Below are 14376 nucleotides of genomic sequence, written 5' to 3'. Positions count from 1 at the left end.
CATCTCATGTGAGGAGTGGTGTGAAATGAACCCGTACAGTTCGCTGGCTGCCAACAAATTCTGGCGCCCATCGGTCGCAGAGCGAGACTATTTCTCGATCTCGCAGGTCTGGACCCCGAAGTTTCAGATACAGAAAGATGCGGCTATAATAACTGCCGGGTCTTGTTTCTCTCAGAACATGGGCAAAGAACTGCAGCGGCGAGGGATGAACTGGTACAATGCAGAGCAAGCACCTGACGGTTTAAGCGCTCGGGAAGCCCTTGATCACAACTATGGCGTTTTCTCATTCAGAACAGGAAACATCTATACTGCACGTTTGTTGTTGCAATGGCTCCAATGGGCTTTTGATGAAGTCCCCCAGTCTAAAGAGACTTGGAATAATGGAGAACGGTACTTCGATCCATTCCGGCCCAATATTTCCCCAGATGGCTTTGAAAGCCCTCAAGCCATGTGGGCATCACGTGAAGACACCCTTGCAGCTATTCGCAAAGCAGTAAGCTCTGCTGATCTGTTCGTGTTCACTATGGGTTTGACAGAGGCCTGGCTCAATACGGCAACAGATGTTGTCTATCCCATGTGCCCTGGCACAGTGAAAGGCCGATTTGATGAAAGATTGCATAAAGCGCATAATTTTGCCTTTGCAGAAATACTCTCTGATTTTCAAAAATGTATCGATCTTATAGGAAGACACAATCCCAACCTGCGTCTGGTGTTTACCGTTTCACCGGTTCCGGTCACGGCGACATTCACGACGCATCATGTGCTAACAGCCTCCACCTATACCAAGTCTGTTCTGAGAGCTGTGGCAGGGCAGTTGGAAGCCTCCAATAAGAACGTCGAGTACTTTCCCTCTTACGAACTGGTTGCTTCTCCTCCCATGAATGGAGTGTTTTACAACCCCAACAAGCGCACGATCACACCAACTGGCGTCCGATTTGTAATGGGTCATTTCTTTAATGGCATTTCTTCTGCTGATCAGATGCAGCAAGGCCATTCAGACGTCAGCACGCAATCACTCCTGCCAACTGAGGATATCATCTGTGAAGAAGAACTACTCGACTATTACAAATGACATTCAGTTCTTGTTGTTAGGAGACTCCCACGCTGGCGCAATTGGGCGTGCGGCCAAAGAAGCTGGGATCCCGTTCGTTGGTGGTCCTATCGGGGCAGGGCGCGAGTTCACAGCTCCTTTTGTTGACTGGAATAACGAAGATCCAGTTTTTCGAAGTGGCTATGCCAATGAAATGTATCGGTCTTTTCTGGAGGAACTCGATGCAAATTCGCTGCAGAATGTAAAGGTTCCACTGCTCTGCACTTTCGGCTTTGCGCTGCATTTTTACGCAACCACTGAAAACTGGGAGATATACAGGGAGGTTGACGGAACGCTGCCATCAGCCTTTCTGGAAGGCCCTCTGTTTCATGGCCTTATCTGTGCCATGGTACAGGGCGCTTTGGATTTCTACCGCACCGTTCTCAAAATGGGAGTTGAGGTGATTGCCGTTCTTCCTCCCCAGAAAGTACCTGAGACTTCAGAGCCAAGTGTTTTCCAGGCAACGCAAAACGTGATGATTGCAGAAGCAGAACGCTTGGGCCTTCCGGTTCTGGACGTTCGCGATGGTACTACGGGTTTCGATAAATTACAGAACGAAGACTTCTCGCAGGAAAATGACCCAATTCACGGGAATACTGCATTTGGTCAGGCTATTTTGAATGCGTTTTCCAGTCAGAGGATATCAGCTCATGTTGGTGCGTGATTTGGAGCAAATACACATTGAGGCTGATCTGGCGAGTTGTATCGTGTCTTTGTTGACCGATGGTACGGTTCAGAGACTCCATGCGTACATGGGGCGAACAGTCCTGGTGCTTGGAGTTGAAGCAGCACAGATGCGTGGGGAGAGCACCCGTGAGCTGGAATGCCTCAAAGATTTGCATGGCAAAGCAGCGATAGGGGATATGCCAGTTTTAGAGCATTGGCTCGACGCGTTAGAAGATGCTTACTTAGTCCTGTTTCGCCTTGCGTTCGTTGCGGAGAAAACCTACCGCGTTTCACACTCCAGTGCGCTTGAGTTTGCCGCGGGCAATAAAGATATGATCGAGAGCGAGTTTGGCTCTGCGGAAGCTTATGCTGATTATTATGGCACTTTAAACAGCGAAGCCAACACAAGGGCGTTTGCTCGGGCAAATGCGCAAGTTCATTCCAACATAAACGCCAAACTGTTTACTGATGGCTCGCTGCAGGGGGCAGATACGACTGCTCTCCTCAGCCTGTTTAAAGCTTCGGCCTATGCCTTTGCGTGTGCTCATGCATTTGGTGAATTGGAGAGGCGTTACTGTGAAGCTTTGCTACGCCTCGTTAGAGACCTCCAAACTATTGCTTAACTATTTTCCAGGGAGAGAACTTCATGCACGAACATGCTCTGACAGCTATTGAAAGTATTGCGGCAGCGCCTCGAGAAACCTACCGGCATATTCAGCTGGACCGCCTTACACCGGTCATTGGCGCTGAAGTTTGTGGAGTAAATTTATCTGAAGGCGTAAGCAAAGAGCAGTTTGCTGAGATCCACCGTGCCTTTCTTGAAAACCACGTCCTGGTGTTCCGCAATCAAAAACTCACCAAAGACCAACAGAAGGAATTTGCTCGGCAGTTTGGTACACTGCGTGCTCTTCCACTGAGTGATATTGATGGTGATGATCCAGAGATTGTCTTAATCCGTGCCGGTAAGAAATCTCGATTTGTAGCAGGAGAGGTTTGGCATACAGATGGCACAGCTGATCCTGCCCCTTCGCATAGCTCGATGTTGTACATGCATGAGACACCCGAGCTTGGATGCGGTGGGGATACCTTGTTCGCGAACATGCATCTGGCTTATGAGATGCTGTCGCCTGTGATGAAAGAGTTCTTACTTGGGCTCACCGCAGTTCACGATGGAGCCGTGCCTTGGAAGGGCTTTACGCCACCAGAAGGGCTACCTAAAACTGAGCACCCAATAGTTGCGAAGCACCCTGAGACAGGCAAGCCAATGCTTTTTGTAAACTCAGGTTTTACAACGCATATCCCAAGTTTATCCGAGGATGAGAGTGATGCCATTTTGAGCATGCTCTTTCAACTCGTTGAACGCGAGCAGGCATTGAATTGCCGTATACGGTGGGAACCGGGCACATTGGTATTTTGGGATAATCGCTGCACGCAGCATCGTGCAGTCTGGGATTACTACCCATACTCGCGCTTTGGCGAACGCGTGACTGTTTTAGGCACTCAACCAGCCGCCGCAGCACCTCATCAGATCACGAGGGAGATGGAGTTAGCAGACTGAGTACCACGCAACACGATTTTGTTTGCATTATCAGGGGGAAAAGCGAGATTAATGGTAGGTATACTCTCCATGTGAAATGTCACACTTGAGAAGTCCCTTGTTCAATGGTCGCTAGCCGCTGGGCTGATCAAGTGGGATACTCAAGTCGACAACAATGGTCTGTGAGTGATTGCCAGCTAAGGTACTCAGCATATTCTCCCGACAGCCAGCATCAACTTATTATGGAGATACCTGAAGGTGTAGTTATGGTCTATTGCGCCATAAACGTTCCTACAAAAGCGCGGGATTTATTGTTCCGTGTTTTTGGGTTTAGGAGATGTGGTTTCAGAACCTCTTCTACGAGGCTGAGGTCGAGGCTTTCAAGTGGCCAGGGGTTTGGAGGGGCGGCTGGCTATGTAGGCGGCTATGGCGCACATCATGAGGGCGACTGCTACGGCGAGCAGGATTGTTGGGTGAGACATTTTCAGGAACATCAGGTAGCCAAAGATAAGGCCTGTGAAGGCAAAAAACTTTGCTCTTTTGGGAATGACTTTATGTTCCTGCCACTGGATGACACTTGGTCCGATCTTTGGATGTGTCAGGATCCAGTTTTCCAGGCGCGGGTTGGACTTTGCAAAGCAACCTGCTGCAAGGATGAAGAAAATCGTTGTCGGCAGCAATGGCAAAAAGATGCCAACAATCCCTGTGGCCACAAGGGCTAATCCAAGCGTCATATAGAATAGCTTCTTCACAGAGAGCTCCACTTCCGGCAAGCATGATATGCCTTATACGCCGTGTTGGTGAGTGCTGACAATAGTGGGAGTTTGGCTATTGGCGCATCAACCGGCGACCATGGCTAACATATCCACCCTCTTAGATGAGATGCATGAATTCTTTTTCAAGAGGAACTTGCAAAACCGACAAAATACACTAGTTCGTAAAGAAGCACGGATATACCTGCGCCTTGTCGCTGATATAAAGCGGAAGGTTCCCGAATTATGAAAGTTTGGCCGATGGGATCTGACGGGGATAAAAAGCCGAAGCGCGTTGGGTTTATGACGCGGCTGCGGAACTATTTCTTTACTGGCCTTGTGATTACAGGCCCGGTTGGCATTACGCTTTACCTGAGTTGGTCCTTGATCCAATTGATTGATGGTTGGGTGAAGCCCTTCCTGCCATCCATATACAATCCAGATAATTATCTGCCGGTGGAAGTTCCAGGTTTTGGTTTGTTTGCGGCGCTGCTCGCAATCACAGTGATCGGCTTCCTGACAGCTAACATTGCAGGGCGTTCGCTTATCAGCGTTGGCGAGTCCATTCTTGGTCGCATGCCGTTGGTGCGTAACCTATATTCCGCGTTGAAACAGATTTTTGAGACTGTTTTAAATGATAGCGGGCGTAACTTTACCAAAGCAGGGCTGGTGGAGTATCCGCGCAAAGGTTTGTGGGCGATTGTGTTTCTAGCCACGGACACCAAGGGTGAAGTTGCCGCGCATCTGGAAGAACAAGCGGATACGGTTTCTGTCTTCTTGCCGACTACCCCGAACCCGACTTCAGGCTTTTTGCTGTTTGTGCCGCGCGATGACATCATCGAGCTTTCTATGAGCGTTGAAGATGCCGCAAAGCTGGTGATTTCAGCTGGTCTTGTCAGCCCAGAGTACCCGAAGCTTTTAGAGGGCGAGGATAAAAAGGCTGTTGAGGCACATCAACGTAAGAAAGCTGGCAAAGGCGGTGATGGTCCCGAGACCGTCGCAGCTGAATAGATTAGCCCGCTCTAAGCAGTTTGATAGCTTCGTCTCTGGCGAAGAGATACAGGAGGTGGCGCAAGGCGTCGCCTCTTTTTGATTCAAGCTCAGGATCTGTTGCCAGAATAAGCTTTGCATCATCACGAGCGATCTCCATCAAATCCGCATGGTCTTCAATGGAGGCGAGCCGGAAGCCCGGTGTACCGGACTGACGAGTGCCCAGGAGCTCACCTTCGCCGCGCAGGCGCAGATCTTCCTCTGCAATGAGAAAGCCGTCATTGGTTTGGCGCAGGATGTTGAGGCGGGACGCTGCCGTCTCATTAAGAGGGGCTTTGAAGAGGAGCAGGCATGAAGAGGCTAGACTTCCACGGCCAACGCGTCCTCTGAGCTGATGTAGCTGCGCAAGACCGAAGCGTTCGGCGTGTTCAATCACGATGATGGTTGCGTCCGGGACGTCAACGCCAACTTCGATCACAGTGGTTGCCACAAGTACGCGCGCGTCACCATTTTTGAAGGCATCCATGGCGGCTTGTTTTTCATCGGCCTTCTGACGTCCATGTACAAGAGCGACAACCGGGCCGAGTGCGTTCTGCAGGTCGTTGAAGCGCTCTTCGGCAGCGGCAAGATCGATCTTTTCAGACTCTTCCACCAGAGGGCAGACCCAATAAATCTTCTGTCCCTGTGTAATCATGACTTTCAGGCGGTCAACAATTTCACCAATGCGATCCAGGGATATGGAGACTGTTTTGATTTCCTGACGGCCTTTTGGCTTGTCGGTCAGGCGGGAGACGTCCATATCGCCGAAGTAAGAGAGGACCAGCGTGCGTGGGATTGGTGTTGCTGTCATCACAAGCACATCCACGTGGGCGCCTTTGGAGGACAGAGCTAGTCGCTGGTGGACACCAAAGCGGTGTTGCTCGTCTACGATGGTGATGCCAAGGTCTTGGAAGTTGACCGTTGACTGGAAGAGCGCATGGGTGCCGACGATAAGGTCGATTTCACCAGCTTCCAGCGCTTCTCCAATCTTACGTTTTGTTTTGGCAGTGTCTTTACCTGACAAAACGGCAGTGCGGATGCCTGCTGCATCGCAGAGGGGTTTCATGGAGGCGTAGTGCTGGCGGGCCAGAATGTCTGTTGGGGCCATCATAGCGGCTTGAGCGCCTGTCTCGATAACTGCTGCCATTGCCAGGAGGCCGACGACCGTTTTACCTGAGCCAACATCGCCCTGTAGTAGTCTCAGCATGCGGGTTGGTTCTTCCAGATCCGCGAAGATCTCTTTCAGTGCCTCTTCCTGACCGTCTGTGAGTTCGAACGGGAGTGCTGCAAGGATCTTTCGGCGTAACGTGCCGTCTCCTTTGCGGGCTTTACCACCCATGTGGCGCAGAGAGTTGCGTACAAGAGCAAGGGCTAGCTGGTTTGCCAGAAACTCATCGTAAGCGAGGCGTTCGCGGGCTTTGCCTTCTGGTGCCAGATCTCTGGCATCTTCTGGTTTATGTATGGACCGCAAGGCAACATCAAACGGCGGGAAATCGCGTTGTTCTATGAAGGGCTGATTTTGCCACTCAGGCATTTGCGGGAGAAATTCAAGAGCGGTGCCCATTGCACGTTGGAGCGTTTTGGAGGCAAGGCCCGCTGTCATTGGGTAAACTGGCTCTACGAGTGGCAGATTTTCAGCTTCTTCCTCAGAGACCATGTGATCTGGGTGCACCATTTGGGCGCGGTCGTTAAACCATTCGACCTTGCCAGAGACGATGCGCTTCTCGCCCTCGGGCAGCGTGCGATGCAAAAAATCGCCGCGTGCGTGGAAGAATACCAGCTCAATGGCTCCGGTTTCATCATGCGCGAGAACCTTATAGGGAGCACGGCTGCCGCGTGGAGGTGCGCGGTGCTGGTCTATGTGGAGCACAAGCGTCACGATTTCCCCTTCGGGGGAGCCGGAGACACCTGGGCGCAAGCGTCGGTCGATAACATTTACCGGAACATGGAAGAGCAGATCGGAAATGCGGGCGTCGCGGTCCGGGCTGCCGACAAGCAGGTTTGTTATGGTCTTTGCAATCTTGGGGCCGATACCCGGAAGTTTGGTGACCGAAGCGAAAAGAGGATCAAGGCGAGTAGGGCGCATACCATATAGACCAGAACGTGAACAGCAGATCTGATCTGTGCCATGTTCCTGTGATTTGTGCAACGCCCTTAAGAAAACACTGACAGATGAAAATAAGGGTTGTATACAGGCGAAACATTTTGGCCCTATCTATTTGCAGATAGTGACAAGGATCAGCGACCTTCTAAGGAAACGACGATGGATCAGAGTGCGCAGAGCGAAGATCAAAACGAGAACACCGGGCTGGATAACCGCCGTAAACGTATCATTTTCCGCTGTCACCATCGTGGCATGAAGGAAATGGACATCATGCTTGGCGGCTACGTTGAAAAGCATATTGTTCAGATGAGTGATGAAGAGTTGGATGAGCTGGAAGTGTTTTTGCAGCATCATGATCAGGATCTCTTCTCATGGTTTATTGGCACGAAACCAGTCCCCGATGAAGCGAACACAGATCTGTTTCGCAAGATCCTCGATTACTACAAGGACAAGGCTGGAAGCTGATTGCGCTGTTGTATCTGATTGGCTGTAGATCAGATGTCTGTTATTGCCCGCCGACGATTTGAAATAATAAGGTTGCCCCTCCCGTGTTTGAAAGTTTGCTCAAAAAAAGTGAAAACATCACGCTTGCTTCCGTTCCTGATGGAGCAGAATCCTACGTGCTTTCAAAGGTGCTTGCTGAAGTTGAGGAGGGCGGCCTTGCGCTGACTTATGTTGCGCGGGATGCAACCCGTATGGCGGCGCTGACAGAGGCTCTGGGGTTCTTTGCGCCTGATGTGGAAGTGCTTCAGCTGCCTGCATGGGATTGCTTGCCGTATGACCGTGTTTCGCCTCATGGAGCGATTGTTGCGCGCAGATTGCTGACGTTGCTTCGGTTGGCAAAGGGACTGCCGAAGAAAAAAAAGTTTGTTCTGATCACAACAGTGAACGCGGCTTTGCAGCGGATGCCTGTTCGTGAATGGACTGCCAACCATATTCTCTCGTTTATGCCGGGCAACCGTATCAACCCTGACAAGATCGTTAAGTGGCTGGAAGTCAACGGCTTTGCCCGCACGCCAACAGTGCGTGAAACCGGGGAATATGCGGTGCGCGGCGGCATTATTGACCTGTTTTCTCCGGCAACCAAAGAGCCTGTGCGTCTGGACTTCTTCGGGGATACGCTGGAGTCCATTCGTTCCTTTGATACGGATAGTCAGAGAACGCTGGCCCAGAAGAAGGGTCTAACGCTTGTTCCTATGAGCGAGATCATTCTTGATCCTGAAACGATTTCGCGGTTCCGCCGTAACTATGTGACTGCTTTTGGGGCCGCTGGGCCTGAGGATGTTCTCTATCAGTCCATCAGTGAGGGACGGCGTTATGCGGGGATGGAGCATTGGTTGCCTCTGTTCCATGATAACCTGTCTACCCTATTTGATTATATTGGTGAAACGCCAGTTGTGCTGGATGCCAGTGCTGAGGACATGATCAAGGAACGCCTTGAGCAGATTGAAGAGCATTTTGGTGCGCGTCAGGACGGGCTCAACAACAAAGCGCTTTCCTCTGGTGTGCCGTATAAGCCTATTCCGCCAGTTGCTATTTATCTTCAGGAAACGCAGTTCAGCACATTTGTGGCAGACAGAGCCTCCGCGCAGTTATCCCCGTTCGCTATGCCTCCGGGCACGGGCAAGACTGCGATTGATATGGGGGGGCGTCAGGGACGTAACTTTGCGGCTGAACGTGCTGCGGGTGATGTAAACATTTTTGATGCGCTATCCAAGCATGTGTCAACTCTTGCCAAGGATGGGAAGAGGGCGGTTCTTTCTTGCTGGAGTGAGGGTTCTCGGGAACGGTTAACCCAGGTTCTGAGCGATCATGGGCTGGACCGGACCGGATATGCGGGCAATTCTGCTGAGCTGGGTAAGGTCCCCGCTGGGCTGACGGCATTGATCCTTCTTGGGCTGGAACATGGCTTTGAGATTGATGATCTGGCCTTCATCGGGGAGCAGGATATCCTCGGTGACCGTCTGGTGCGTCAGCGTCGGCGCAAGTCCAAAGGGGCGAATTTTCTTACTGAGGCCTCTGCTCTGGCCCCCGGTGATCTTGTTGTGCATGTGGAGCATGGTATTGGCCGGTTTATCGGGCTGAAGACCATTGAGGCTGTTGGGGCGCCGCATGACTGTCTTGAGCTGCAATATGCAGGGTCGGACAAGCTTTACCTTCCTGTCGAGAACATTGAGCTACTGACGCGCTACGGTTCAGAAGATCAGGAAGTTCAGTTAGATAAGCTTGGCGGCGGGGCATGGCAGGCCCGTAAAGCCAAGATGAAGAAGCGCATTCTTGAGATTGCCGATGGCTTGATTAAGATTGCGGCAGAACGTGCGTTACGAACTGCTCCTGCGATTACGGCTCCTGAAGGGGCTTATGACGAGTTTTCTGCGCGGTTTGTTTATGATGAGACCGATGATCAGATGAGTGCCATTGAATCGGTGTTTGATGACATGGCATCAGGGCGTCCGATGGACCGGCTTATCTGTGGTGATGTGGGCTTTGGTAAGACGGAAGTTGCTCTAAGAGCTGCGTTTTTGGCGGCGATGTCTGGGAGGCAGGTGGCGATTGTGGTTCCGACCACGTTGCTGGCGCGCCAGCATTACCGGACTTTTGCCGATCGTTTTAATGGATTGCCGATTGAAGTGCGCCAAGCTTCGCGACTTGTCCCCGGTAAGGAGCTTAGTGAGACCAAGAAGGGGCTGAAAGAAGGCTCTGTCGATGTCGTCATTGGAACGCATGCACTTCTGGGAAAAGCTATTGGTTTCAGGGATCTGGGTCTTCTCATTATCGATGAAGAACAGCATTTTGGGGTGAAGCATAAAGAACGGTTGAAAGAGCTGAAAAGTGATGTTCACGTTCTGACCCTCTCTGCGACCCCGATTCCTCGTACCCTACAATTGGCACTGACGGGCGTTCGGGAGCTTTCCCTTATTGCGACACCGCCAGTGGACCGTTTGGCTGTACGCTCGTTTATATCCCCGTTTGACCCGATGGTTATCCGCGAGAGCTTGCTGCGCGAGCACTATCGCGGGGGGCAGAGCTTTTATGTGTGTCCGCGCGTGTCTGATCTTGCCGAGGTGAGGGCGTTCCTGGAAGAGAATGTGCCTGAAGTTAAAGTGGTTTCTGCGCATGGGCAGATGCCTGCCGGGGAGCTGGATGACATCATGAACGCCTTCTATGAGGGCAAGTTTGATGTGCTGTTGGCGACCACAATTGTGGAGTCCGGGTTGGACATACCAAACGCGAACACTTTGATTGTGCACCGCTCAGACATGTTTGGTCTGGCGCAGCTCTATCAGATCCGTGGGCGCGTGGGGCGTTCCAAGACGCGGGCTTATGCTTTGTTTACTGTTCCCGCCAACAAGACGCTGACACCTACGGCTGAACGCCGCCTTAAAGTCTTGCAAAGCCTTGAGAATTTGGGCGCTGGCTTCCAGTTGGCATCACATGATCTGGATATTCGCGGAGCGGGTAATTTGCTTGGGGAAGAGCAGTCCGGGCATATTAAAGAGGTTGGGTTTGAGCTTTACCAGCAGATGTTGGAGGAGGCGGTTGCGCAGCTGAAATCTGGCGGTGAGGACTTCCAGGAGGACAAGTGGTCTCCGCAAATTGCCATCGGTACGCCTGTTCTTATCCCCGATACGTATGTGCCGGACCTTCAGTTGCGGCTTGAGCTTTATCGCCGCCTGGCGGACCTTATGGAGCTTGAAGACATCGATGGCTTTGGGGCCGAGATGATTGACCGCTTCGGGCCACTTCCTGAGGAAGTTCAACACCTTCTGAAGATTGTCTACATCAAGGGGCTGTGCCGCAAAGCGAACGTTGAAAAGATTGACGCTGGGCCGAAGGGCATCGTGATTGCCTTCCGCAATGGCGAGTTCAACAATCCGGCGGGGCTGGTATCCTACATCGCGGAACAAACTATCCTCGCCAAGATCCGCCCGGATCAGAAAGTGGTGTTGACCCGTGACTGGCCGTCTGCGGATGACCGGTTGAAGGGCACCGCTGCTGTGTTGATTAAACTCTCACGGCTGGCGGAAAACGCCTGATTTTCCTTCCTGATTGGCTCATTTGCTGGGGTTTCACACAAACCCCAGCCTTGCGTTGCTATGTGCGTTCATTTGCGTTTTTTAGCGATTACATGAAAGGTTTTTGCGAATTAAGAAGATTTCCGGGTTTTCGGAAACTCTTGGTTAAGGGCGTTGTGAAATAGTGCGGGCATGTGACCATTTTTGTAATGAGTAGGTCAATCAGTGCTAGCTACCACACGTCAGCGGAAACACTCCTATCTAAAGAATTTCCTTGTGCCAGGAATTGCCATTGGTGCGCTGTGCTACTTTGCATTTCATGCGCTCAACGGTAAGCTGGGTCTTGTGGGCCGACCACAGATTGAGCATGAGATTCTTGCTCTTGAACTTGAGCTTGATGAGTTGCGGGAAGAACGCCTGCAATTACAACGCCGTGTCATGTTGCTTGACCCGGAGAGCCTTGATCCAGACATGGTGGATGAGCGGGCTCGCGCTTCCCTAAATCTGGCGCACGTGAATGAAGTTGCAATCATGCGCAACTGAAACATCAGCGTGTATTAACTTGAATTGGGTTGATTTGATTGAATTAACCTAATTTGAGTTAACTTGAAAATATCAGTAAAATCAACATCTTAGATAAATCCCCAAGTGTTTCTGCTCATATTGGCATTCAGCGCTATGGGAGATAGTGTGCTTTCACCAATTCACGTCACAAAGAGACGAGGCTCATGGCTGGAACTCAATCCAAGTCTTCAGGCGGTCGCGCTAAAAGTGCTACCAAAGCCCGCGGTGCGATGAAAAACGTACCTGCACTAGTAGAATTCTCCAAAGATGAAGAGCTAAACGCTTATCGCGAAATGCTTTTTATCCGTCGCTTCGAAGAAAAGGCGGGTCAGCTTTACGGTATGGGTCTGATCGGTGGCTTCTGTCACCTTTACATCGGCCAGGAAGCTGTTGTCGTTGGAATGGAGATGGCCAAGGAAAAAGGTGATCAGATGGTCACTTCTTACCGTGACCATGCTCACATGCTCGCTTGCGGCATGGACCCGAACGGCGTGATGGCCGAACTGACTGGTCGTCAGGGTGGTCTGTCCAAAGGTAAGGGCGGTTCCATGCACATGTTCTCCAAAGAACAGGAGTTCTATGGCGGACACGGCATCGTGGGTGCTCAGGTTTCACTTGGTACCGGTCTTGCGTTTGCGAACCGTTATAAAGAGAACGGCAAAGTTTCCATGGCGTTCTTCGGCGATGGTGCTGCCAACCAGGGTCAGGTTTACGAGAGCTTCAACATGGCGAAGCTTTGGAACCTGCCAGTGATCTACGTCATTGAGAACAACAAGTACGGCATGGGTACCTCCATTGAACGTGCTTCTTCCACGACAGACCTTAGCCAGCGCGGTGCTTCCTTCGGCATTCCAGGTGTTCAGGTTGATGGTATGGACGTGCGCGCGGTGAAAGCTGCGACCGACTATGCGATGGAATGGTGCCGTGAAGGCAATGGTCCTTACATCCTTGAGATGATCACCTACCGCTACCGTGGCCACTCCATGTCTGACCCTGCAAAATACCGCAGTAAAGATGAAGTCCAGAAGATGCGCTCTGAGCATGACCCGATTGAACAGGTTCGTGCTCGCCTTCTTGAAAAAGAATGGGCAAGTGAGGACGATCTCAAGGCTATCGATAAGGAAGTGCGCGCTGTTGTTGCTGCTTCTGCTGAGTATGCACAGAACGATCCTGAGCCGGATCCATCTGAGCTCTACACAGATATCGTGCTCTAAGGTCGGGATAATACATTATGGCTGTTGAAATTTTAATGCCTGCGCTTTCTCCGACCATGGAAGAAGGCAAACTTGCTAAGTGGCTTAAGAAAGAAGGCGACACCGTTACTGCAGGTGACGTGATTGCTGAAATCGAGACCGACAAAGCAACCATGGAAGTGGAAGCGGTTGATGAGGGCGTGCTTGGCAAGATCCTCGTTGCTGAAGGCACCGAAGAAGTAAAAGTGAACGCGCCGATTGCAGTTCTGCTGGAAGAGGGCGAAGACGCCTCTGCTGCTGACAACCTGGGCGCTGCCCCTGTTGCGCCGGCGGCTCCTGCAGCTGCTGAAGCACCAGCCGCGCCTGCTGCACCGGCAGCTCCTGCGGCACCGGTTACAAGCGTTGCACCTGCTGACCCGGAAATTCCTGCGGGCACCAAAATGGTGAGCATGACCGTTCGTGAAGCTTTGCGCGACGCGATGGCGGAAGAAATGCGCCGCAATGAGAACGTGTTCCTGATGGGTGAAGAAGTTGCTCAGTATCAGGGCGCCTATAAGATCTCTCAGGGTCTCCTGGATGAGTTCGGCGAAAAGCGCGTGATCGACACTCCAATCACCGAGCATGGCTTTACCGGCCTTGCTGTTGGCGCTGCGATGGCAGGTTTGAACCCAATCGTTGAGTTCATGACCTTCAACTTCGCAATGCAGGCGATTGACCACATCATCAACTCTGCCGGCAAGACGCTTTACATGTCTGGCGGTCAGATGGGTGCACCAATGGTGTTCCGCGGTGCAAACGGTGCGGCTGCTCGTGTGGGTGCCCAGCACTCTCAGGACTTTGCTGCATGGTATGCTTCCATTCCGGGCCTTAAGGTTGTTCAGCCTTATACCGCTGCTGATGCGAAGGGCCTTTTGAAAGCTGCGATCCGCGACCCGAACCCGGTTGTGTTCCTTGAAAACGAGATCCTTTACGGTCAGCACTTCGATGTGCCGGATGTTGAAGATCTGGTTCTGCCAATCGGCAAGGCGAAGGTTGTTCGTGAAGGTACTGATGCGACCATGGTTTCCTGGAGCATTGGCATGACCTACGCGCTGCAGGCTGTTGATGAGCTGGCAAAGCAGGGCATTTCTGTTGAGCTGATCGATCTGCGCACCATTCGTCCGCTGGACATGGAGACTGTTCTGGCCTCCGTTCGTAAGACTGGCCGTCTGGTGACCGTAGAAGAAGCCTTCCCGATCTGTTCCGTTTCCTCTGAAATTGCTTATCAGGTTCAGAGTGAAGCCTTCGATTGGTTGGATGCGCCAGTTCTGCGTGTGACCGGTAAAGATGTTCCAATGCCATATGCAGCAAACCTTGAGAAGCTGGCTCTGCCAAACACCAAGGAAGTTATCGATGCTGTTAAGGCTGTGACCTACACCGCCTAAC

Annotated in this window: 12 protein-coding genes; 10 read left to right on the top strand and 2 right to left on the bottom strand. The window is 51.8% G+C overall.

The genetic code is table 11. The features are described 5' to 3' along the window. Positions 1 to 25 precede the first annotated feature (25 nt). From PsAD5_RS02050 to PsAD5_RS02035, 4 genes are read left to right on the top strand one after another with little or no spacing between them, the layout of a single operon-like run. Positions 26 to 1072 carry a GSCFA domain-containing protein gene (locus PsAD5_RS02050; RefSeq protein WP_063290888.1) on the top strand — a complete coding sequence of 349 codons (1047 nt, stop codon included), beginning with the start codon at positions 26 to 28 and terminating at the stop codon, positions 1070 to 1072. Beyond that, entirely contained in the window at positions 1041 to 1754 is a 714-nt protein-coding gene (locus PsAD5_RS02045) for a hypothetical protein (protein WP_206599634.1), read from the top strand. Before PsAD5_RS02050 ends, PsAD5_RS02045 begins: the two co-directional genes overlap by 32 nt. Then, the gene (locus PsAD5_RS02040) at positions 1741 to 2379 is read left to right on the top strand and encodes a hypothetical protein (RefSeq protein ID WP_063290887.1); all 639 of its coding nucleotides are present in this window, start codon (positions 1741 to 1743) and stop codon (positions 2377 to 2379) included. The genes PsAD5_RS02045 and PsAD5_RS02040 overlap by 14 nt, the downstream gene beginning before the upstream one ends. A 23-nt stretch (positions 2380 to 2402) precedes the next feature. Then, positions 2403 to 3314: a TauD/TfdA dioxygenase family protein gene (locus PsAD5_RS02035; protein ID WP_063290886.1), complete on the top strand. Its 912-nt coding sequence runs from the start codon at positions 2403 to 2405 to the stop codon at positions 3312 to 3314. Positions 3315 to 3673: 359 nt separating this feature from the next. Here the strand turns inward: PsAD5_RS02035 and PsAD5_RS02030 are convergent, their stop codons facing one another. After that, entirely contained in the window at positions 3674 to 4027 is a 354-nt protein-coding gene (locus tag PsAD5_RS02030) for a YbaN family protein (protein ID WP_057466196.1), read from the bottom strand. A 279-nt stretch (positions 4028 to 4306) separates the two neighbouring features. On the opposite strand from PsAD5_RS02030, the gene PsAD5_RS02025 reads away from it, so the two are divergent. Further along, positions 4307 to 5056 (top strand): DUF502 domain-containing protein, encoded by a 750-nt coding sequence (locus PsAD5_RS02025; protein WP_063290907.1) that lies wholly within the window; start codon positions 4307 to 4309, stop codon positions 5054 to 5056. A 1-nt stretch (position 5057) separates the two neighbouring features. On the opposite strand, the gene recG is transcribed toward PsAD5_RS02025, so the two are convergent. Further along, on the bottom strand, positions 5058 to 7160 hold the full coding sequence (gene recG / locus PsAD5_RS02020; protein WP_063290885.1) for an ATP-dependent DNA helicase RecG: 2103 nt from the start codon (positions 7158 to 7160) through the stop codon (positions 5058 to 5060). A gap of 177 nt (positions 7161 to 7337) precedes the next feature. Here recG and PsAD5_RS02015 point away from each other — a divergent pair, with 177 nt between their 5' ends. From PsAD5_RS02015 to PsAD5_RS01995, 5 genes are all read left to right on the top strand, one after another. After that, a complete protein-coding gene (locus PsAD5_RS02015) occupies positions 7338 to 7643 on the top strand; it encodes an FAD assembly factor SdhE (protein ID WP_057466199.1) in 306 nt (101 codons plus the stop codon). Positions 7644 to 7726: 83 nt separating this feature from the next. Then, positions 7727 to 11215, top strand: coding sequence for a transcription-repair coupling factor (mfd, locus tag PsAD5_RS02010; protein ID WP_063290884.1), 3489 nt, complete (start codon positions 7727 to 7729; stop codon positions 11213 to 11215). Positions 11216 to 11470: 255 nt separating this feature from the next. Beyond that, positions 11471 to 11737: an FtsB family cell division protein gene (locus tag PsAD5_RS02005; protein ID WP_057466201.1), complete on the top strand. Its 267-nt coding sequence runs from the start codon at positions 11471 to 11473 to the stop codon at positions 11735 to 11737. A 251-nt stretch (positions 11738 to 11988) separates the two neighbouring features. Next, positions 11989 to 12972: a pyruvate dehydrogenase (acetyl-transferring) E1 component subunit alpha gene (gene pdhA / locus PsAD5_RS02000; RefSeq protein ID WP_446737477.1), complete on the top strand. Its 984-nt coding sequence runs from the start codon at positions 11989 to 11991 to the stop codon at positions 12970 to 12972. 17 nt (positions 12973 to 12989) lie between these two features. Then, positions 12990 to 14375: a pyruvate dehydrogenase complex E1 component subunit beta gene (locus tag PsAD5_RS01995; protein ID WP_063290882.1), complete on the top strand. Its 1386-nt coding sequence runs from the start codon at positions 12990 to 12992 to the stop codon at positions 14373 to 14375. Position 14376: the final 1 nt, after the last annotated feature.

This window comes from Pseudovibrio sp. Ad5 (genome assembly GCF_001623095.1).
Classification (GTDB): domain Bacteria; phylum Pseudomonadota; class Alphaproteobacteria; order Rhizobiales; family Stappiaceae; genus Pseudovibrio.
Note: the sequence above shows the minus strand (reverse complement) of the source record. Positions and strands in the feature narration are given on the sequence as shown.

What these genes read in the sequence shown, in the direction of transcription:
- PsAD5_RS02050 (WP_063290888.1), top strand. Translation starts at nt 26, where the DNA reads ATGAACCCGTACAGTTCGCTGGCTGCCAACAAATTCTGGCGCCCATCG.
- PsAD5_RS02040 (WP_063290887.1), top strand. Translation starts at nt 1,741, where the DNA reads ATGTTGGTGCGTGATTTGGAGCAAATACACATTGAGGCTGATCTGGCG.
- PsAD5_RS02035 (WP_063290886.1), top strand. Translation starts at nt 2,403, where the DNA reads ATGCACGAACATGCTCTGACAGCTATTGAAAGTATTGCGGCAGCGCCT.
- PsAD5_RS02030 (WP_057466196.1), bottom strand. Translation starts at nt 4,027, where the DNA reads ATGACGCTTGGATTAGCCCTTGTGGCCACAGGGATTGTTGGCATCTTT.
- PsAD5_RS02025 (WP_063290907.1), top strand. Translation starts at nt 4,307, where the DNA reads ATGGGATCTGACGGGGATAAAAAGCCGAAGCGCGTTGGGTTTATGACG.
- recG (WP_063290885.1), bottom strand. Translation starts at nt 7,160, where the DNA reads ATGCGCCCTACTCGCCTTGATCCTCTTTTCGCTTCGGTCACCAAACTT.
- PsAD5_RS02015 (WP_057466199.1), top strand. Translation starts at nt 7,338, where the DNA reads ATGGATCAGAGTGCGCAGAGCGAAGATCAAAACGAGAACACCGGGCTG.
- pdhA (WP_446737477.1), top strand. Translation starts at nt 11,989, where the DNA reads ATGAAAAACGTACCTGCACTAGTAGAATTCTCCAAAGATGAAGAGCTA.
- PsAD5_RS01995 (WP_063290882.1), top strand. Translation starts at nt 12,990, where the DNA reads ATGGCTGTTGAAATTTTAATGCCTGCGCTTTCTCCGACCATGGAAGAA.